The organism is Polaribacter butkevichii (genome assembly GCF_038024105.1).
GTDB lineage: Bacteria > Bacteroidota > Bacteroidia > Flavobacteriales > Flavobacteriaceae > Polaribacter > Polaribacter butkevichii.
The window spans coordinates 1,461,668-1,484,362 of sequence record NZ_CP150661.1 but is presented as its reverse complement, the minus strand read 5'-3'; the positions used below and the strand labels follow the sequence as shown (position 1 = coordinate 1,484,362).

The window sequence follows — 22,695 nt, the reverse complement described above, 5'->3', positions numbered from 1 at the left end:
TAAGCTAAAAATAAGCAATTTTTTATACACGGTGTTACCAAAAGTAGTTTTTTTATTTTCCAATTTTTTCTTATTATTTTCTAAATTCAGCGTTCGAGTGAAAATTCCGCCAATATTTTAATTCCACATTTTGCTCAATTCCGCAATTTTGGTTTTTCAGCGTTTGAGTGTTTTCTTACGTGCTTAATTCCGCCAACAATTTTTACTTTTTTTTTTTGATTTTAAAGAAATTCTCAGCCTTTCTGAATTTTCGTTTTAAAGATAATTTTACTCCGCATTTTGCTCAATTCCACACTGCTCAGTTTTTACTTTTTATTTTTCTAAATTCTCAAAAATGTAAACAAAATTCTTTCAGAATTCTCCAATCTTCAGAGAGTGTTCCGCAATTTTAAATTCTTTTTTTTTAGCTTTTAAATGCTATTTTAAATTCAGGATTTGAGTGATTGAGCTATTTTTGGTAACGGCTTCGGCTATGATTAGTATGGGAATAAATAAGCGATTAATTTCCGATTAAGCACTTAGCCAAAACTTTTTATTTTGTTTTAATTTTTCCTTTTTAAATTCCAAATCAAAAGATTTGGCGGACATTATAAAAATACACTAACTTTTCGATTAAACACCAAAACCCGTATTAATTATAGCCAATGTTAGGCAATGTTATTTTTTATGTCTGATATAAATTTTCGCTCCATAACTTGGAACTTTTTTGATTTTAATACCCTTAATTTTTTTATCAATTGTTTTTAGTAGTTTAGAATTTATATCTTTTATAGCATCTTTTTCGGGTTTCGCTGTATTCTTACTTTCGTGTAATTCTAGAATTAATTCTTTATCATTAAATTTTAATACAACTCCATCAATATCAGTCACTGGCCTTTTACTTGGTGCTAATGAATAATTGTAAATTTTTATTCTAGAAAGACAAATCAAGACAGTACCATCAAATTTGCGATATGCTGATTTTTTTTGTTGATTTAATTCGTGTTTTCTATCTATATCTTTCTCAGAAATTATCGCTTTATCTAAATTTTCTTTAAGAGGGTTTAGGCCAGCAACCTTTACTCCAAAATAATCGTATTTCTCAAAAGAATGGTTTTCAATATCAAAATGATACTCTTTATCTAAGTGGTAACGTAGAACTGACCAAAGTATATTTTTGAATATTGGTAGGTTTTTATTTAATAAAGCTTTTTTAATATTAGATGAAATATGTTCTTGAATTGGTTTCTTAAAATCTTTTTTTTGTGCTTCCGTGATTGGTAGTACATTTAAATTACTATCGATTATTTCATTGATTTTTTTAGTTTTATTAAATTCATTAGAAGCTGTACCTATAATTTGTCTAATTGTTATTTCTCCGATATTGTATATGAAACTAGAGAAATATTTAATATTGAAATTATTTTCTATATAAAAATCAATAACTCTCTCGTCAGTAAAAGGATTTAAATCTATTGAGGCATTAACACCTTCTATTCCATTTTTTACAGTTAAAATTTGTTGAGTGGCTCTTGAAATTTTCTCAAAAACCATATTCTTTTTATTAAGTTGAATCCTTAAAAAATGTTCCAAATTACATTCTGTAGGGTCGTATAATCCATCGCTTAATGCAATATCAATACTTTTTATAACATTTGGATCAATTTTTTTAGATGCATTTATTTCATATGACCTTTGGTGAGTTTGGCTTTTAACATTTAAATAAAGGTTATCACACAGAATTGAAATAAGAGGTTCTAAAATGACTGAAATTCTTCTATTTTGATATTTTTGTTCAAACGAATCTAATGATAATACTGTTGAAAGAATATCTAAATTGAAAGGTAAAGAGCTATTTCTTGAATCTAAAGAGATAATAGAAATATCTCTCAATATGTAATAAATGTTTTTCAATTGAGAAATCTGAATAGGATTTGCAATTACCTTATTTTCTTCTTCAGGTAGTATTAATAATTTGTATAACTTAATAAGTTCATCTTGTCTTGAAACTCTCCTTGTGAATGTTTTATATATTCTAATGAAACTTATTATATGATGAAAATTTACATAATCAAAATTATTAATTACTTCTTCAGACCATTTTTTTAGTCTAATGTCTTTAATTGAATTGATTAATTTTCTTTTAAATGTTTTATTTTGAATACAATGAAGAAGTAGTGTTTTTTCATCTCCAATAGTATTTTTGCAATGCCCAAAATTGGAAAGTAAAATCCAAGTTTTAATAATATCGTTTCCATTTTGCTTAGTTCCATTTATAGTTATACTTCCTTGAGCATTAGAAGTTCCTTTATATGAGTTTTCAATTAAATCGGATATTACACATTGCAAAATTAAATAATCAAATCTGCTGTGATTTGAGTTTTTAAAGGCGTGAGAAATTAGTCCTAAATGAGCTGTGTTTTTCTGTCTATCAATTTCTTTGATGTCAATGAAATGCTTATACAGTTTTGCACTTAATTCAAGGAAGTTAACATTAACCTTTCCTAATATTGGAATGTCTTCCTTTATTCTCATAGTTTATTTTTAATATTGCCTAACGTTGTTGTATATGGTTTGTTGCGTAGTTAAGCGACTAAGTTAGCAAATAAAAACCGAATAGAAAATCCGCGAGGATTTTCGTAAGTAGGCGGGAAGCCAGCAATAAATTATATACGGTGTTACCATTTGTTTTTTATATGAACTCTTTCAAATCTTTCCGAACTTTAGTTGTGTGACCTTTTTGAAGATTAAATAATTTTTCATAATTATTCTCAATTTTCCCAAACAAATATTTTGCTTTTTCGGAATTATCTTCTTCGGGATTTAATTCTAAAATTTCTCTGTTTACAGAATTAATTTCATTATTTATTTCCAGCGATTTATTTTCGTCAAATTCATAAAAAATATTTATATGATGATGTTCAAAATGAGGAAACGACTTTAGTTTATCCGCATAAAATTGCACTTCTTTTTGGAAATTTTTGATTAATAAACCGTGTTCAATTTTCTGTAGCCTATAGTTTTCAAATTGAATACGTGCTAAATTTAAGAAATTAGCATATTCAAAGTAAAATTCAGATGCTTTTTTAGAAGCATCAATTTTTTCTTTCCAGAAATAGGTTTTTAGTTCTCTATTATATTTTCTTTTTTCTATGAAAAGTTCAAATAAATTTCTAAAAACCCAACCAATTGATGCAAAAGTGGTAGCAATTAATGTTGCGCCAATTTTAGGATATACAGCAAGAAATTCTGTGATTTTTTCCATTCAGGTTTAATTACAGTTAGAGTTACTTGAACTTGCTCCTAAACTTCTTATATAGCCACTATGTCCGTTTCCATTGATATCTTTGATAGAAATCCATTCACAAGGTTCAAATGGAGGAGTATTTTGAATTTCTTTTATTCTTTCATATTCTTGTTTCGTTATGCAATAATCATTTCCATCTTCTCGACATACTTCTTCTAATTCAACGGAATATTTCAATTCGTTTTCGTCATTATCGTCATTATTACTACAAGAAGTAATAAAAGGAAATGATGTTAATAAAATAGTAATTACAAATAAATTAATCTTTTTTTTCATATTTCAATTTTTGTTTGGGTTATTGATTTTTTGTTTAATAAATGGTAACGGTCTCGGCTATGAGTAGTTGCGTGGGTTAGCACTTAACTTTGCAAGTACACACCAAACTGAAAATCCGCGAGGATTTTCAGAAGTAGGCGAGAACAAGCAATTACATATAGCCATTGTTGGGCATAGTTATTTTCTTAATCCTTTTATTAATCTATAAATCAGTTTTTCAAATTTATGTTCATCCATTGAATCTGGATTTACAAAATCTGAAAAGTCCAAAGAATTTAATTTCCTTAATTCTTCAATGTTTTTCCAGTATTCATCTTGATTTTCAATAGGCCTTATTTGTTCCTTTTCTAAATCAAATAAAAAATTATCAATATGTATTGGGAAAAGAACATCATTCCAAGTTATTTCCTGTTTTTCTCTCCCTTTTGACAATTCAAATTGACAGGCTTTACTTTTTATGGAATTTTCCGAGGCAATAAATAGAACTCTGTCTTTGTTCTTAATGTTTGATGACATTATGTTTTTGAGGCTCTTACCTCCAGGAGAATCATATTCCCATAGAAATGTCATTATTCCACGTCTATTTAGCGTTTCATTTATTTTTTTAGCGAACTGTTTGTCGGCAAAACTGTATGAAATAAAAATTGATTGAAATTCAATTTTTGAAGTTAAATCGATTAAATACTCTTTTACATCTGAACTATTTATTCCAAAAATATTTTCAAGTACAATTTTATCAAGTGGTGGTGAATTTAAAATCGTTCTAATGTCAACCATATTAAATTCATTTGCATAAGTTTTATTAGAAACATCAATAGTATTTTTTGAAAATTCACAGGAAGAAAATTGAATTAACGATAAATCACATTCTTTGAATGTACTTTTCGTAAAATCAATTCGGTCAAAACTAGACTCTTTAATTATACACTCTTCAAAATCAATTATTTCTTGATTAATCTCTTTGGGGGAATTTTCATTGACGCTAATAGGTTCGACATCTAAATGGTGCAAATAACAGCGAACGAATGAAATGGAACGTTTACCAAAACCTCGTAAACTTAAATCAAGAATTTCAGGGCAATCAATGAAAATCAAATTGTTTGCATCCAAGTCCGAAAATTCTAATCCAGTTATTGTGCAATCTATAAATTGACAATTAGTTAACTCCACGAAAAGGAATTTAGTTTGATAAAATTTACATTGGATGAATTGGCAATCTACAAAAGTGCAAGAATGAAAAACTGAATGATTAATATCACAATTGAAGAATACACAATTTTTAAAAAAAGTACATTCAAAAGATTTATATGTTATATCAATATTCTCAATTTTCAAATTATCTAAATTGAGCATACTGTCTGCTACCCTGTAGTTGCAATATTCAAAACCTTTCCGGATGTATTCCTCATCCTTTAGATTTATCCAGTCAAGAAACTCTTCTTTGTCCTTAATAATAGTCAATATGTATGTTGTTTTTAATTATGCCCAACGTTGTTGTTTATGGGAAAGTTGCGTTTAAAAGTGAACGGCTATTTTCCGCAGGAAAATAGGGGTTTACAAAAACGCGACTAGTTTTGATAAGGCACAATTTAGCAATTTTTTATAAACGGTGTTGCAAGTAGTTGGTTTTTTTTCAGTTTGTAGCACTTTTTCAATTTTTCAAAATTCAACGTTTGAGTGGTAATTCCGCCAAGTTTTTAATTCAAGGTTTGAGTGAATTTCGTGCTCTAGATTTTTCGTGTTTTGCTAAATTCCGCAATTTTGGATTTTCAGGGATTGAGTAAATCGATTTTGATTAAATTTCTAAAACTCTCCAATTTTACAAATTTTGCCGAACGAGAGAGTGTCTAGCTTTTTCCATTTTTAAATTCAAGAGTTTTGAACCGCAAATTTCAAGTTTCTGAGTGGTTTCCGCCAATTACTTGCAACGTTGTTGTTTATGGGAAAGTTGCGTTTAAAAGTGAACGGCTATTTTCCGCAGGAAAATAGGGGTTTACAAAAACGCGACTAGTTTTGATAAGGCACAATTTAGCAATTTTTTATAAACGGTGTTGCAAGTAGTTGGTTTTTTTTCAGTTTGTAGCACTTTTTCATTTTCAAAATTCAACGTTTGAGTGGTAATTCCGCCAAGTTTGTCATTCAAGGTTTGAGTGAATTTCGCGCTCTAGATTTTTCGTGTTTTGCTAAATTCCGCAAACTTATTAAATTCAGGGTTTGAGTGAAAATTCCGGCATTTTGCTAAATTCCGCAATTTTGGATTTTCAGGGATTGAGTAAATTCATTTTGATTAAATTGCTAAAACTCTCCAATTTTACAAATTTTGCCGAACGAGAGAGTGTCTAGCTTTTTTCCGTTTTTAAATTCAAGAGTTTTGAACCGCAAATTTCAAGTGTCTGAGTGGTTTCCGCCAATTACTTGCAACGTTGTTGTATAAGAAAAGTTGCGGTTTTGTCAGCGAGGAATTTCCGAAGGAAATTCAGAAGTTGGCAAAAATGCAACTGCCTTTGATTAAGTACTAATTTAGCAATTTTTTTTATACGGTGTTGGCAACTGTTTTTTTATTTCCGTTTTTATTCAATATTTTTAAACTCAATTTTATTCCAATTATTAAACTAATTCCATAAACAAATAATAGAATACTTTCTTTGTCAAATTTTTGATGAAAAACTCCAATAAAAAGAATTTTAATAATTCCTGAAGTAATAAACCAAAATCCCATAAATTGGAAAAAATTCAAACTTTTTGAAGAATTTAAAGAAAGAGGATTTTCATTCCAAGTTGGTTTCTTAAATTCAATTCCGAACCAACTCCAAAGTTTAGTTATAAATGCTAAAAATAAAATTACAAAGACAAAAATCATAATACTAATCCCTAATATTTCAAAGTTATTTAGAGAATCTAAATCTTCTCTAACTTTAAAGAGAATTAAAGGTAAAATACTAAATAGTAAAATTAGAAAACTTTTGATTTTTCCTATTTTATTCCAATTTTCTATTTTGGTTTTGTAAAATAGTATTGAAAAATATTTTTTAATTCCGATTTTCAATTTTTCAGATTTTGAGTGAGTAATAGTTGCCAACGTGTTTTTGTATGGAAAGTTGCGATTTTTGTCAACGAGGAATTTCCAACGGAAATTCAGAAGTTTACAAAAATGCAACAGCTTTTGTTTTAGCTAAAAGTAGCAATTTTTTATACAAGTTGTTGTAAAATGCGTGTTTAATTTTTCCATAGTTTTGGTTTTTTTAGCTTCTACTAATTCAACTTTTATTTTTTTAGATTTATTTTTAAGAATTAATTCAGCAATTCTGATTTTTGGTGTTTTACTAAATTTCCAAATTTATCGTTTGAGTAAGAATTCCAGCATTTTTATTTTTTTTCCGCAATTTTGGTTTTCAGAGTTTGAGTAAATTATTTTTTAAATACTAAAATTCTCCAATTTTGCAAGACCTTTTTTTAGTGTTTTGCTGAATTCCTTAAACTTTATAAATTCAGAGGTTGAGTAAGAATTCCGCAATTTGGGTTCTCAAGCGTTTGAGTAAAACCTTTTTATTAAATTTCTCAAACTTTCCAATTTAGAGAAATTTTCACTCGCGAGAAAGTGTTTCATATTTCTGAAAATTTATTTTCCAACATTTAGGTTTTCAAACTTAAAAGCCAAAAGTTAATTTAAAATAAATTATTTGTTTCTGGCGCGATTCAGTAGTTTTTTACAACGTTGTTGTGTTATGAAAAGTTGCGATTAAAATGAACGGCTATTTTCCGAAGGAAAATAGAAGTTTATAGAAAAGCCACTAATTTTTATTAAGCTAAAATTAAGCAATTTTTTTTACACGGTGTTGCCTAAAGTTATTTTTTGTTTTTCCTAGTTTGGTTATTATTTTCGAGATTTAGCGTTCGAGTGACAATTCCGCCAACATTTTCAATTCCGCAATATTTGGAATTCAACATTTGAGTATTTTTTCATGTTTTGATTTTCGAGATCTTTCCGTATTTTAAAATTAAGCGTTTGAGTGAAAATTCCGCAAAGATTTTATTCCGAAATAATTAGAAATTCAACATTTGAGTGGTTTCTTTTATTAAAAAAAAAACGAGATTTCTCCGCCTTTTTAAATTTTAAGTTTGAGTAAAAATTCCACAAATTTTGTTTTAATAATCTATATATTTTCAACCTTTTTAATTTTTATAAAAAACTAAATCTTTGACTCGCGAGAGAGTGTCTAACATTTTAAAATTCAAGAGTTTTATTGTTTTTTTTCCAACGGTTTGAGTGTTTCTGGATAATTTTTGGCAACGGTTTTGTATATGATACGTTGCGTGGTTTAGCACGTAATTTAGCAAATAAAAACCGAATAGAAAATCCGTGAGGATTTTCGTAAGTAGGCTAGTACTAGCAATGGATTATATACGTTGTTGTAGCCAGTATTTTTTCCTTAAGCTACTCAATTTAACTTTGTTTTTACACTTATTATTTTCAAAGTCAGAATAGAATTCGTCTTGAAATAATTTCAGATTGTCCCAATTCGAAAAACTCTGATAATCTTTATTTGAAAAATAATCTTTATTAACTTTTAATTGTCCAATTTTTTCAAATTCCGTTTCCGATTTTTTGAAATGTTGAGCATAATACCAACTAATTTGTTCTTTTGGTTTATACTCTTTGTTTATTTGTTGTTCAAGTCTAAATAATAGTTTTGCGTTTTCGAAATCTTTTTCAGTTGGTTTTTCTGATTGTTTAATGTCAGTTACAACAATTAAATTCAGTCCGAATTCCGTTTCCTTTTCTGATTCTAAAACAAAAACTCCACAATAATCTCCATCATTTAATTTAAAAGCCAAACAATCGCCTTTTTCAAAAATTGCATTTCGTGATTTTTTTACCTTTCGTTTTCGAGATGTCTTTTTTTCGGTCGATATTTTCTCTAAAAAACTAACTAAAACTTTTTTCCTTTTAGTCAAATCAGATGTTGAAGAGTCAAGTTCTTTCCACAATTCAATATCCTTTCCAGATTCGACAATATCTTTAATTCGATTAAGAACTTTTGGGTCAAGTGATTTACATTCCCATTGAGATTTTGCGATAGTTATCCAAAAATTATTTTGGTCTTCATGAGAATCAATCAGTTCCTTATTTTCCTTAATTAACTTTTCGGTAATCGCAGAGACTTCCATCCCTTGATTATATAATTCAAAGAATTCATAGTTAATATCTTCGTAAATATCATTTGAAGAAATTCCTGTTCCCCAAGTTCCCATAGGCGTTTCTTATATTGGCTACAACGTTGTTGTGTTATGGAAAGTTGCGATTTTGTGAACGAGGAATTTCCAGCGGAAATTCAGAAGTTAGCAAAAGAGCAACAAGTTTTAGTCTATGCTAAATATAGCAATTTTTTATACACGGTGTTGCCAAACGTATTATTGATTCATTTCAATATTCTTTTTTATTATTTCAATATCATTTATCTTTCCTTCAATTTCAATTACTTTGAGAACATTATTTCTATCTTTTGTTAATTGATTAAAATTTAAATATTCGTTTGATTTATTCACAACAATTGGTGAGAAATTACTAAATATTACATAATAATTTTCAAAATATATTAATTTCCAGTAACCTGTGGATTCCCATTTTTCACGTTTTTTCTTTTTCCCTTTAAAAAATAAATATTTTTCACTAAAATATATTGTGTCAATATTTCTTTGATTTTCTATTTTAAAAAATTTGTTTTTTAATTCAAGAGTTTGATTTGAATTAGATTTTAAAGAGTCAGGAATTTTTCTATATGCTTTAGTCTCTAAAACACTTTTCAATATTAAACTGTCATTTTTAAAATTAACAATTTTAGTTTGAATTGTTTCAAATTCGTTAATTGGTTTTGAAAATATGAGATTACCAAGAGTAATGTAATTTCTTTTTATTATACTGTCCTTTTTTAGATAAGGATTAATGTATTTGAAGTTAAAAGTATTAAAATTTATTAGAGATTCATTAATTGAATTATACTTACTATTGTCGTAACTTATATACGTTCCAATCCATATTCCATTTATTTTTCTATTTGAATAGATTAGAAAAATAGTAACTGTAATTACCAGTAATATAAATACTTTAATAAGTTTCGTTCTCATATGTTTGGCAACGTTGTTGTATAAGCTTTGTTGCGTGTTTCAAGCAGTTAATTTACTAAATAAAGCACGAACGGCGAAATTCCGGAGGAATTTCCCAAGTGAGCTAAAACCAGCAATAAAGTTTATACGGTGTTGTAGCCAGTTATTTTTCATTCTTAATTTTTTCTAAAATATATTCTAAAGGTGCGTTTACATTATTTATGTACTGATCAAAAGTCTGTATAACTTTATGGTCAGGAACTACTCCGCTTCCAAACGGTAGTTTTTGCTCAACATTCATAACAAATTGCAATGCTGGTATGTCTATTTCAATTTTCGAATTTGGTAAAATAAGTTCTTTACTATAGCCACTTGTATTTCCCAAATATCCGCCTCCAGTTTCTTGACCAACAAAAGTTCCTTTGTCATTTGAATAAACCATATTACTAAACTCACTTCCACCAGAATAAGTTATTGGACTAATAATAACATATGTTTTTCCTGAAAATTTATTTTTTGGTTCTTTTTTGTAAGCCATTAAACCGTATCCAATCCATTGCTTCCTTTCTAAAGAACCATCTGTCATTTTTTTGTTTACAAATGTTCTTTCTAAAAAGCCAAATGTTTTTAATGTTATTGGTTTGTCAATTCCATTATCAAGAACTGCTTTTTGAGTTTTTGCTCTTACTTTCTTGTATTTTTGATAATTGTCTCCAAGATATGAATAAACAATTCCTTCATTTCCTTCAGTCCCACCTCCATTTTCACTTACGTCAATTATTAGATTTGTAATTTTATTAACTAAAATTGATTTGAAACTGTTTTCTAAAAATTTACTCAAACTTTTTTCTTTTGTTTCCTTTTTTATATCAGAGTTAGAAAACGAGTGAAGTCCTAAGTATGCCGTTGTTTTGTTGAGTATTTTGAATTCTAATAACTCCTTATTTTTATCGCCTTTTTTATTTGTATTTCTCGAGCGTAAATTTTTATTGATATTTTCAATTTTTAAAGGCTTAATAATTATTGGGTTTTCAAATTCTTGAAATTTAATAGTTACATCTGTTATGTTGCCGTAATAATAAAAATAATATTTAGAGAAATTAAAACCTTCTAAGTCGCTATATTTAACGGGTTTTATATATCCGTCAGATGCAAATAAATTTCCAATTTTCTCAACAATATCTATAGGTTTTTCTCCATTTATAGATTCAATTTCCTTTCCTTCAATTATTAATTCTTGATAGTTTGAACCATTTTTAACGCAATATAATTTTGTTCCTAAAAAAACAAAAGTTAGAGGAATAAAAGTAGATTCTAAATTTCTCTTTTCAATTATTTTTTTTGGTAAATATATGTCTGTATGGTCTTCTCTTGAAAGGGCAACTAAAGGCGCAATAAGTTTATGAAATTGAAGAACGTTCATATCTTCACTTATTTTTGACTTCACATTTTTAAAAGCAATATCTACGCTATCTTTTGGCGTATACCAATACATTCCAGAATGAAACTTATCTAAACCTTGATAAAGAATTTCTAAATCATTAAGTAGTTTTTGTTTTTCTATTTTTGGAAAATCTCCAAAATTCTGACCAAGAGAAATTTTAAAAGATAAAGTCATGATAATTAAAAGTACTGATATTCTATTCATTAACGTGATTTTTTTTAATTGGCTACAACGTTGTTTTGTATGGAAAGTTGCGTTTTAAGTCGACGGCTATTTTCCGTAGGAAAATAGGAGGTGACAGAAATGCAACAAACCTTGATTAAGCCAAATTTAGCAATTTTTTATACAAGGTGTTGCCAAATGCGTTATTTTATTTCCATTTCCATATTTCGTTTAATATTCACGTTATTTTTAATTTACAAGTAGTAATTTCATTAAATTCCATTTTTCATGCATTTCCAATTCCGTAAACTTGATAAATTAAATTCTGAGTAAAAATTCCTCAACTTTGGTTTTCAGCGTTTGAGTGTTTTCTCACGTGCTTAATTCCGACAATAATTTTCACTTAATTTAATTTTCAGAAAATTCTCAGCCTTACTAAACTTTTTTTAGAGAAAATTCCGCACAGTTTTTGTTCCGCATTTTGCTGAATTCCGCAAAGTTTAGAAATTCATATTTGAGTGATTTCTCCGCAATCTTGGTTTCAGCGTTTGAGTAAATTCCTTTTTTGTAAAATTTAGAAAACTCTCCGATTTTTCAAAATTTTAATTCGCGAGAGAGTGTTTAACTTTTTTCAGATTTACAAACTAAAAAAAAGCCAAAATTATATTTTACTAAACGACTTGTATTCGGCTCGATTCACCAGTTTTTGGCAACGTTGTTGTGTATTGAAAGTTGCGATTTTGTGAACGAGGAATTTCCAACGGAAATTCAGAAGTTTGCAAAAAAGCAACAGGTTTTAGTTTAGCTAAATATAGCAATTTTTACTACACGGTGTTGGGCTTAGTTTTTTTATTCCGATTTATGCAGTATCTTGAAAAAATAATTCCGCAAATAAAAGCAATTCCTCCTTCTAATCTGTATAGAATAGGAGAGTCTGTGTTATTGAAATTTCCTTTATTAGGGCTTATTTTTCTTAAAATAGCTAAAAATTCAACTATTAATTGTTCATTAACATCTAAAGAATGTGCTATTGTATTTCTCAATTTATTAAGAACATTTAGACTTTTAATTATCAATTCTCCTTTATTAGTATTCAATTCTCCGAAAAGGCGTAGCAATTTTGTTTTCGCACTATAAGAGAAATTTTCTTTAAAAAAATTTGAATCGTTATTGGTTGATATACTTTCCAAGTAACAATTTAATGTAAATTCAGTAAAAATATGTCCTTTCAAAATAGTTAATTCAATGTCTTCTATTTTTGTTAATTCAGACATAATGAATAATCCATATTCATCTTCGCTATAATTTCTAATTTTCTCCATTTAATATAGAATATTAACTCTGTTTTTAAATCACTTGGATTAATTTTTTAATTTTCACTCAAATTAAGCCCAACGTTGTTGTGTTATGAAAAGTTGCGATTAAAATGAACGGCTATTTTCCGAAGGAAAATAGGAGTTTATAGAAATGCGACTAATTTTTATTAAGCTAAAATTAAGCAATTTTTTTTACACGGTGTTGCCTAAAGTTGTTTTTAGTTTTTCCGATTTTGGTTATTATTTTCGAGATTTAGTGTTCAAGAGATAATTCCGCCAACATTTTCAATTCCGCAATATTTGGAATTCAACATTTGAGTGTTTTTCATGTTTTGACTTACGAGATCTTTCCTAATTTTCAAATTTTGCGTTTGAGTGAAAATTCCGCAAAGATTTTCACTCCGCAATAATTGGAAATTCAACATTTGAGTGGTTTTTTTTATTCTTGAAAAACGAGATTTCTCCGCCTTTTAAAATTTTGAGTTTGAGTGAAAATTCCACAAACTTTGTTTTAAGAATCTATACATTTTCAACCTTTTTAATTTTTATAAAAACTAAATTTTTGACTCGCGAGAGAGTGTCTAACATTTTAAAATTCAAGAGTTTTGTTGTTTTTTTTCCAACGGTTTGAGTGGTTCTGGACAATTTTTGGCAACGTGTTACGTGTATGGTAAGTAAGGGGTAGTTATAAGTTACTGTTCATTTGGCACTTTGTAGATAGAAAAAAATAAATTTTAACAAGACATCAGCCCTTATTAATTATACACGGTGTTGCATAAAGTACTTTTTCAAATGACCGATGATTCAAATTACGACGGAAAAAAATTCAACACTATAATTAAAAAGACAGAAGAAAGATTGTCTAAAATTAAAGATAGTGTTGTAGTTATTTCCAACGAACTTAAAAAGTTAAAAGAACTTTCCGAAAATTTCTGATAGAGTATTTTCCATAATTACAGAAGCTTGTTTTTCTAAAACATCCTTATCCTCATTAGATGATTCTATTATTAATTTTATATCTTCACCTAATGGTTTTAGTTTCGTGTTTATTTGGGAATCAATATCTGCCAAGGAATTTATTGCTTTATCTATTCCTTGGCTAAAGTCAATTTTAGAAGATAATTCTGTAATTACTTCATTTTTCTTAATTTCACACTTTTGTTTAATTACTTCAATTGTTTTCATAGTTATTTATTTTAAAAAATTATTTAATGTTCATTATAAGTTGGTTTAAAATGTTTTATAAAACTCAACTAGTATATACCCTAATAAAGTTCCTAACCCACTTAAAATGATTACTACAATAGATTTCCAAATTGGTTTTAGTATTGCTTTTGGTCTTATTTTCTCAAATATTGCATATCGTATTCTTTTTAAAAAATGGTTTTGGGATGATTTATTTTGATTTTTAAGTATTTTAGTTTCCAAATACTCTTTATAAAATTCCATTGTAACTTTTTCTTTCAAAATAGAAGTGCTTGTTGAAAATTGATTTTTATGTCTTTCAGCATCTCTCTTACTCATTAAAGTTTCAGATGTTTTTCCGTCTTTGTGAAGTGTCTTAACTTTTACTACATTATTCAGATTTAATATTTCCCAATCTTTATACAATTCTTTTCTAACGTATTCTCTTACCCATTCTCCAAACGTAGGATTCCTTTCGATTTTTGTTTCTTTATGTTTTATCTTCATTCCTTTCCTTTCTCTCCTTACTTGTATTTTATGCAACGTATTTTTGTATGGAAAGTTGCGATTTTTGTGAACGAGGAATTTCCAACGGAAATTCAGAAGTTTACAAAAATGCAACAGCCTTTGTTTAAGCTAAAAGTAGCAATTTTTTATACAAGTTGTTGGCAAATGCGTGATTTTTTTATTTCGTTCAACTTTTTCATAATTTTCTTTTTTTTCAAAATTCAATCCCTGAGTGAGAATTCCGTAAACTTGCTAAATTCAGAGTTTGAGTAAGAATTCCACCATTTTGTTTTTCCGTATTTTGCTAAATTCCGCAAACTTGCTAAATTCAAGGCTTGAGTGAAAATTCCGCAATTTTGGATTTTCAGTGTTTGAGTAAATTCCATTTTATTAAATTTTTCAAACTCTCCAATTTTTACAAAATTTCACGAGCGAGAGACTGTTCCATAAATTTTAAATTTCTACATTTTCCGAAATTGGGTTTTGAAAAGAGAGGAAAAGCAAGAAGTAAATTTATAAAACAGACTTTATTTCGGCGCCTTTCCCGAGTTTTTGCCAACGTTGTTGTGTTATGAAAAGTTGCGATTAAAATGAACGGCTATTTTCCGAAGGAAAATAGAAGTTTATATAAATGCGACTAATTTTTATTAAGCTAAAATTAAGCAATTTTTTTTACACGGTGTTGCCTAAAGTTGTTTTTTGTTTTTCTGATTTTGGTTATTATTTTCGAGATTTAGCGTTCAAGAGATAATTCCGCCAATATTTTTAATTCCGCAATATTTGGAATTCAACAATTGAGTGTTTTTTCATGTTTTGACTTACGAGATCTTTCCTAATGTTCAAATTTTGAGTTTGAGTGAAAATTCCGCAAAGATTTTCATTCCGCAATAATTGGAAATTCAACATTTGAGTGGTTTCTTTTATTCTTAAAAAACGAGATTTCTCCGCCTTTTTTAAATTTTAAGTTTGAGTAAAAATTCCACAAACTTTGTTTTAAGAATCTCTATATTTTCAACCTTTTTAATGTTTATAAAAAACTAAATTTTTGACTCGCGAGAGAGTGTCTAACATTTTAAAATTCAAGAGTTTTATTGTTTTTTTTCGAACAGTTTGAGTGGTTCTGGACAATTTTTGGCAACGTTGTTGTTTATGGGAAAGTTGCGTTTAAAAGTGAACGGCTATTTTCCGCAGGAAAATAGGGGTTTACAAAAACGCGACTAGTTTTGATAAGGCACAATTTAGCAATTTTTTATAAACGGTGTTGCAAGTAGTTGGTTTTTTTTCAGTTTGTAGCACTTTTTCAATTTTTCAAAATTCAACGTTTGAGTGGTAATTCCGCCAAGTTTTTAATTCAAGGTTTGAGTGAATTTCGTGCTCTAGATTTTTCGTGTTTTGCTAAATTCCGCAATTTTGGATTTTCAGGGATTGAGTAAATCGATTTTGATTAAATTTCTAAAACTCTCCAATTTTACAAATTTTGCCGAACGAGAGAGTGTCTAGCTTTTTCCATTTTTAAATTCAAGAGTTTTGAACCGCAAATTTCAAGTTTCTGAGTGGTTTCCGCCAATTACTTGCAACGTTGTTGTGTTATGAAAAGTTGCGATTAAAATGAACGGCTATTTTCCGAAGGAAAATAGAAGTTTATATAAATGCGACTAATTTTTATTAAGCTAAAATTAAGCAATTTTTTTTACACGGTGTTGCCTAAAGTTGTTTTTTGTTTTTCCTATTTTGGTTATTATTTTCGAGATTTAGCGTTCGAGAGATAATTCCGCCAATATTTTTAATTCCGCAATATTTGGAATTCAACATTTGAGTGTTTTTCATGTTTTGACTTACGAGATCTTTCCTAATTTTCAAATTTTGCGTTTGGGTGATAATTCCGCAAAGATTTTCACTCCGAAATAATTGGAAATTCAACATTTGAGTGGTTTCTTTTATTCTTGAAAAACGAGATTTCTCCGCCTTTTAAAATTTTGAGTTTGAGTAAAAATTCCACAAACTTTGTTTTAAGAATCTATATATTTTCAACCTTTTTAATTTTTATAAAAAACTAAATTTTTGACTCGCGAGAGAGTGTCTAACATTTTAAAATTCAAGAGTTTTATTGTTTTTTTCCAACGGTTTGAGTGGTTCTGGACAATTTTTGGCAACGTTGTTTTGTATGGAAAGTTGCGTTTTAAGTCGACGGCTATTTTCCGCAGGAAAATAGGAGTTGACAGAAATGCAACAAACCTTGATTAAGCCAAATTTAGCAATTTTTTATACAAGGTGTTGCCAAATGCGTTATTTTATTTCCATTTCCATATTTCGTTTAATATTCACGTTATTTTTAATTTACAAGTAGTAATTTCATTTTTCATGCATTTCCAATTCCGTAAACTTGATAAATTAAATTCTGAGTAAAAATTCCGCAACTTTGGTTTTCAGCGTTTGAGTGTTTTCCCACGTGCTTAATTCCGACAATAATTTTCACTTAATTTAATTTTCAGAAAATTCTCAGCCTTAATAAATTTTGTTTTAGAGAAAATTCCGCACAGTTTTTGTTCCGCATTTTGCTGAATTCCGCAAAGTTTAGAAATTTACATTTGAGTGATTTCTCCGCAATCTTGGTTTCAGCGTTTGAGTAAATTCCTTTTTTGTAAAATTTAGAAAACTCTCCGATTTTTCAAAATTTTAATTCGCGAGAGAGTGTTTAACTTTTTTCAGATTTCAGATTTACAAACTAAAAAAAAGCCAAAATTATATTTTACTAAACGACTTGTATTCGGCTCGATTCACCCAGTTTTTGGCAACGGTCTTGTGTATGAAACGTAGCGTATAAATAAACGCTAACTTTTCGGATTTAGCACGAGCCGAATTTTTATTTTTTATCTTTAATTTTATTTTCTAAATATACAAAAATAAAAATTTGGCGGACTTAATAAATAAGCAAAAACCTCTCGGAAAGCCTGTAATAGCTATGTTTTATACACGTTGTTGTGCATAGTGCTTTTCACGTTCAGCTTGGTTTTCCGATGTTTGTTATTTAGTTCAAAAGTAAGCGTTGGCAAGACATACTCTTTTACAGTTTGGGTGAAGCGTGGATGATGCGACTGTGAATGTGTATGGCTTTTAGCGTTGGCTTTTCAATAATCGATTTTTAATGTTAGCACCAAATTTTTCCGCAACATTTCTCAATCCCACTTCATTTTCTGTAATCTTACAGCGTTTAAGATTGCTAATAAAGCCACACCAACATCGGCAAAAACTGCTTCCCACATTGTCGCCAATCCACCTGCTCCTAAAATCAATACAATCACTTTTACTCCAAAAGCTAAACCAATATTTTGCCAAACAATTTTTCGAGTGGAACGACCTATTTGTATTGCTTTTACAACTTTCGAAGGTTGGTCGGTTTGAATTATCACATCTGCGGTTTCTATTGCAACATCACTTCCTAAACCACCCATTGCAATTCCGACATCACTTGCGGCTAAAACTGGCGCATCGTTAATTCCATCTCCAATGAAGGCAATTTTGTTTTCGGGATTCTTCTTTAAAAGCTCAACCTCATTCAGTTTATCTTCTGGCAATAATCCGCCTTTGGCTTTTTCAATGTTTAATTCGGCAGCAACTTTTTGAGTTATGGAATCTTTGTCTCCCGAAAGCATCATAATATTTTTAATGCCTACTTTTTGTAAATTAATAATTGTGTCTTTTGCATCGTCTTTCAATTCATCCGCAATAACCACATAACCTGCAAATTTTACATCGATAGCGACTAAAACAATTGATTCAACAATGTTTTCCGTTTCCTTCGAAACTTCAACATTATTTGCTGTCATCAACGCTTTGTTTCCAACTAAAACGGTTTTGCCATTTACAATACCTTTCAAACCTTTTCCAGCGATTTCTGAAACTTCTGTAGCCTCAAAATCTGCTCCGTTTGCTTTATATTCTAAAATAGCTTTGGCGATTGGATGCGTAGATTGTTCTTCCATCGCCATCAAATATTTCATAAATTCGGTTTCTTCCCAACCAATTGCTTTAATTTCTTTAATCTTGAAAACACCTTTGGTTACAGTTCCTGTTTTATCCATAACCAACGTATTTATTTTTGTCATTGCATCGAGAAACGAAGCGCCTTTAAATAAAATTCCGTTTTTTGAAGCTGCTCCCAATCCGCCAAAGTAGCCTAACGGAATTGAAATTACCAACGCACAAGGACACGAAATCACGAGAAAAATTAAGGCACGATACAACCAATCTCTAAATACATAATCATCCACAAAAAAGTACGGTAAAAACGTAACTCCAATTGCTAAAAACACAACGATTGGCGTGTAAATTCTTGCAAATTGTCTAATGAATAATTCCGTTTTTGATTTACGAGCTGTCGCATTTTGAACCATATCCAAAATTCGAGCAATGGAACTATCCTTAAATTCTTTAGTTGTTTCAATTTCAATTACACTATCCATATTAATACTTCCAGCAAAGACTTTTTCGTTTTTCGCAATAGTGTCAGGTTTGCTTTCGCCTGTTAATGCTGCTGTATTGAAAGAGCCTTTTTCGGAAATCAAAATACCATCTAAAGGAACTTTTTCGCCCACACGCACTTGTACTTTTTCTCCAATTTCAACTGTTTCGGGATTAACCGAAATGTAATCGTTATTCCGATAAACCAAAGCCTCATTAGGTCTTACATCGAGCAATGCTTTGATATTAGATTTCGCTCTGTTGACTGCTGCATTTTGAAACAATTCGCCAACTGCATAAAATAACATTACTGCAACTCCTTCGGGATATTCGCCAATGATGAATGCACCAATTGTTGCTATTGACATTAAAAAGAACTCTGTAAATACATCGCCTTTTTTAATACTTTCCCAACCTTCTTTTAATACTGGGAATCCTACTGGTAAATAGGCAATGATATACCACACAATTCGAAGCCAATCTTTAAAAAATGCAACATCAAAATAATCTAAAGCAATACCAATAATGAGCATCGTAAAGCTAATTATAGCTGGTATATAGGCTTTAAAGTTATTGGGTTGACCACTATGATTATGACCATCATCGTGACTATGTTGCTCTTCCGAATTTGGTTTTAAATCTCTTAAATTGATTTTCTTTTTTTTCATCATTATTTAATTCTTTAGATAAGAAATATTTATATCCAACGTCTTACTTTTTTTGCATACTCTAAATAATCATTTTCGAATTCTCTTTTTAAAAACTCTTCTTCTAATCTAATTTGTGTGTTTATACTTATTGTTGATAACGAAATTATTAATAATGTAAAAGCGTTTGGTATCGCTAAAAACAATCCGATATTTGCTATCATAATACCAAGAAAAATTGGGTTTCTTGAAATTGAAAACATTCCATTTGTAACTAATTTAGTTTTGTTATTTTCATCAATCCCAATTCTCCAAGAATTCGCCATTTGACTTTGAGAAATCCATACTACAATTAACGATAGAAACAAAAGTGCCCAACAAATCTTGTGTAAAGTAGAGTTTTCTATATACCAAAATGGAAGCAAGTATTCATACCATTCACTTTTAAAAGCATAGATTCCAACAACTATTAATTCCAAAAACGAGATAAATGTAAATACCTTGCCATTAAAACCGTGAGCATTATCAGTTTTATTAAACGTTAATGGGTTTATACCTGTTTTTTTCCATAGTAATAAAGACCTTAATACAAAGACCAATAAAAAATATAATATCAGATAAGCAAATAATAACATAATTTCTAATTTGATACAAAAATGCTCTAAATATCAATGCAATGGAAGTGCAATTATTGACCACTACATTTATCACAAATTCCTTTTACAACCAAGTTTACATTTTCTGAAACAAAACCATCAGGCACTTTAATTTGAGGGATTTTATGCTCTGTTAAACAAACAGTTTCGTTACAGTTGTTGCAATGAAAATGCAAATGCAAATCGGTTTCAATTTCGCAATTACAACCTTTTTCACACAAAGCATATTTTGTATTTCCTGTACCATCGTCTATTTGATGCACTATCGCTTTTTCCTCAAATGTTTTTACTGTTCTATACAATGTCGTTCTATCTGCTTTATCAAAAGCACTTTCGATATCACTCAATGTAACAGCGACTTCTTTTTCTGCAAGAAACTTATAAATAAGTAAACGCATTGCCGTAACTCGTATATCTTTTGACTCTAATAATTTTTCTATTGTTTGCATAATTAATCGTGGTCTTCGTTTCCAAATGGTTTAATTATTATTCCTACGCTAAATATAAATCCATCTGTTGGTGCATATATTTCTGGAAATATAGGATTTTCGTGAGGTGGCAAAACCAAAGGTGAAAACCTACTTTGCCTTCTATCTGTGAAATTTTCAAAATTTACGAAAGCACTACCAAACTTAAAATTCCTCATTAAAAGTAAACCCATAGTTACAAAGTCTGTTGTTTCAGTTCCGTTTGACAAAAATTGCTTTCCTGTATAAAATGTTTCATAACCTATTCGCCATTTTTCAGATTCATACATCAACACGCTTCCTGCGTTATGTTTTGCCGTTAAAGGCTTTTGCGGATTTCCTGCCAAATAGTTCAATTTTATATCTATTAGCGCATAATTTAAAAACCATCGAAAGTCTTTGTATGTAAACTTTATATTTGTTTCTGCTCCTTTGCTTAAAATTTCGTCGGTTGCATTTTCAAATGCAAACAATCCGTTATCTGTACTATTTAATAATAAACCGTTGTTTATTGCAGAAACGTAAAAAAGCTGATTAATTGAAAAACCTATACTCTCGAATAGTCGAGTTTTATAATTAAAATCAAGATTTAAACCATAAGAACGTTCTGCTTTTAAGTTTGATTTATCTATACCAAGTACATTTTCGAAATTTATAAATTCTGCTTCCTCTGTGAAAATATCAGGTATTTTGTAGCCTAAACCACCACCAATTCTACTTGAAAATCCATTGTCATTTTTATATAATAATGAAATTCTTGGAAGTGGAAAAAATCCAAAATCCGTATTGTAATCTGCTCTCAATCCAGTTTCTAAAATCCAATTATCTGAAAGGTCATAAATATTGTTTGCAAACATTCCATAAGTTATATCTGTTTGGTCACGTTGTAAAGTTGCGTTATCATTCTCATCAAAGTTTGATGTATATAAGTTTGCACCAAAAATCCAATCAGCTTTTGAAGTTGCTTTTTGATAGGTAACTTCTGTAAACGTGTTGATTTGTTTACCGTCAAAATTAAAATCTGGAATAGTAAGGTTTCTATCGAAAAAGGAAACACTATTTTTTATGTTTAAAGAGCTTATTGAATCTATTTGTGTTTTATAAACTGCTTGACTGCTTACTCTTTTTGAGATATTTTCTTCAGTATATTGATGAATTCCATTTTCTCCACTTTCAATTTTTGTTACATCTCCACCAATTCTGTCATCGTAAGTTCCATTTAAACCAATCCAAAAGGTTGTTTTTTCTGATGGATAATAAAAGAATTTTGGGTTGAATGAAATTGATGTTGTTTTTGGTAAATTACTAAAACCATCATTTTCTGGGTCGTATACTTTTTGAGAATGACCAGAACCGTAAAGTGAAACACCAAATTTCTCATTTCGCTTGCTGTAAAATACATTTGCTGTACTTCCTAATGCTTGGGTTTGCGTCAACATAATATCTAAAGCTGGTTCTTCGTCAGGTGTTTTTGAAACCATATTTATTAAACCTGCAATTGCTCCACCACCATATAGTGTTGAAGAACTTCCTTTAATAATTTCAAACTGTTCTAAGTCTAATGGTGGAATTTGCAATATGCTCAAACCACTTGAAAAACCTCCATAAAGAGGAAATCCATCTCTTAAAAGTTGCGTGTAGCGTCCATCAAGTCCTTGTATTCTAATATTTGTACTTCCGCTACTTAAAGAAGTTTGTTGCATTTGAATTCCTGTGCTTTCACGAAGTACCATTGAGATATTGGTGGGATTCATTATGGCTTTTTCTCCTAACTCTTCTGCACCAATATATTCTATTCTTGTTGGAATTTTTCTTACCGTTCTTGTGCTTCTTGAAGATTGTAACACAACTTCATCCAATTCATTTCCTCCACTTTTTAACTTGAAAATTAAGTTTGAACTATTAGGGAATAGAATAGTAGTTTTTAAGGTTTCAAAACCTAAATATGAAATTATTAGAATATGTTCTCCGTTTGGAATTTCTGTAAAAGTTGCAATTCCGTCAAAATCGGTTACTGCTCCTTTTTCTAATTCCTCAAAATATACTGTTGCTCCTAATAACGGTTCGTTTTCGGATTCTGAAACTACTTTTATTTGTATATCAGATGTTTGCGCTTTTATAGAAAAGCACATTATTATTGTGAGCATTGCGCTCAATATGTATTTATTCATTGAAAATGTAAA

At 29.3% G+C, this 22,695-nt stretch carries 15 protein-coding genes; all 15 read right to left on the bottom strand.

From position 1 onward, the window contains the following. Positions 1 to 657: 657 nt before the first annotated feature. Complete coding sequence (locus WG951_RS06130; RefSeq protein ID WP_105049295.1) at positions 658 to 2,514, bottom strand: hypothetical protein; 1,857 nt, start codon at positions 2,512 to 2,514, stop codon at positions 658 to 660. A gap of 157 nt (positions 2,515 to 2,671) precedes the next feature. Beyond that, the gene (locus WG951_RS06125; protein WP_105049294.1) at positions 2,672 to 3,244 is read right to left on the bottom strand and encodes a hypothetical protein; all 573 of its coding nucleotides are present in this window, start codon (positions 3,242 to 3,244) and stop codon (positions 2,672 to 2,674) included. Between the two features lie 6 nt (positions 3,245 to 3,250). After that, positions 3,251 to 3,562 carry a hypothetical protein gene (locus WG951_RS06120; protein WP_105049293.1) on the bottom strand — a complete coding sequence of 104 codons (312 nt, stop codon included), beginning with the start codon at positions 3,560 to 3,562 and terminating at the stop codon, positions 3,251 to 3,253. A gap of 177 nt (positions 3,563 to 3,739) precedes the next feature. Then, positions 3,740 to 4,672, bottom strand: a complete 933-nt coding sequence (locus WG951_RS06115; RefSeq protein WP_245893518.1) for a toll/interleukin-1 receptor domain-containing protein — start codon at positions 4,670 to 4,672, stop codon at positions 3,740 to 3,742. A gap of 1,423 nt (positions 4,673 to 6,095) precedes the next feature. Further along, positions 6,096 to 6,608, bottom strand: a complete 513-nt coding sequence (locus tag WG951_RS06110; RefSeq protein ID WP_146105275.1) for a hypothetical protein — start codon at positions 6,606 to 6,608, stop codon at positions 6,096 to 6,098. 1,352 nt (positions 6,609 to 7,960) lie between these two features. Next, a complete protein-coding gene (locus WG951_RS06105; RefSeq protein WP_105049290.1) occupies positions 7,961 to 8,815 on the bottom strand; it encodes a hypothetical protein in 855 nt (284 codons plus the stop codon). A gap of 159 nt (positions 8,816 to 8,974) precedes the next feature. After that, positions 8,975 to 9,688, bottom strand: coding sequence for a hypothetical protein (locus WG951_RS06100; RefSeq protein WP_340915805.1), 714 nt, complete (start codon positions 9,686 to 9,688; stop codon positions 8,975 to 8,977). 142 nt (positions 9,689 to 9,830) lie between these two features. Next, complete coding sequence (locus WG951_RS06095; RefSeq protein ID WP_105049289.1) at positions 9,831 to 11,315, bottom strand: S41 family peptidase; 1,485 nt, start codon at positions 11,313 to 11,315, stop codon at positions 9,831 to 9,833. Between the two features lie 782 nt (positions 11,316 to 12,097). After that, positions 12,098 to 12,595, bottom strand: coding sequence for a hypothetical protein (locus WG951_RS06090; RefSeq protein ID WP_105049288.1), 498 nt, complete (start codon positions 12,593 to 12,595; stop codon positions 12,098 to 12,100). Between the two features lie 903 nt (positions 12,596 to 13,498). Then, entirely contained in the window at positions 13,499 to 13,774 is a 276-nt protein-coding gene (locus WG951_RS06085) for a hypothetical protein (RefSeq protein ID WP_105049287.1), read from the bottom strand. A 45-nt stretch (positions 13,775 to 13,819) separates the two neighbouring features. Continuing rightward, complete coding sequence (locus WG951_RS06080) at positions 13,820 to 14,317, bottom strand: hypothetical protein (RefSeq protein WP_340915810.1); 498 nt, start codon at positions 14,315 to 14,317, stop codon at positions 13,820 to 13,822. A 3,140-nt stretch (positions 14,318 to 17,457) separates the two neighbouring features. Continuing rightward, positions 17,458 to 19,410 (bottom strand): heavy metal translocating P-type ATPase, encoded by a 1,953-nt coding sequence (locus tag WG951_RS06075; RefSeq protein ID WP_105049286.1) that lies wholly within the window; start codon positions 19,408 to 19,410, stop codon positions 17,458 to 17,460. A 29-nt stretch (positions 19,411 to 19,439) separates the two neighbouring features. Then, positions 19,440 to 19,868 carry a methyltransferase family protein gene (locus WG951_RS06070; RefSeq protein ID WP_245893517.1) on the bottom strand — a complete coding sequence of 143 codons (429 nt, stop codon included), beginning with the start codon at positions 19,866 to 19,868 and terminating at the stop codon, positions 19,440 to 19,442. A gap of 209 nt (positions 19,869 to 20,077) precedes the next feature. Then, on the bottom strand, positions 20,078 to 20,494 hold the full coding sequence (locus WG951_RS06065; RefSeq protein WP_105049284.1) for a Fur family transcriptional regulator: 417 nt from the start codon (positions 20,492 to 20,494) through the stop codon (positions 20,078 to 20,080). Positions 20,495 to 20,496: 2 nt separating this feature from the next. Next, on the bottom strand, positions 20,497 to 22,659 hold the full coding sequence (locus WG951_RS06060) for a TonB-dependent receptor (protein ID WP_245893516.1): 2,163 nt from the start codon (positions 22,657 to 22,659) through the stop codon (positions 20,497 to 20,499). Positions 22,660 to 22,695: the final 36 nt, after the last annotated feature.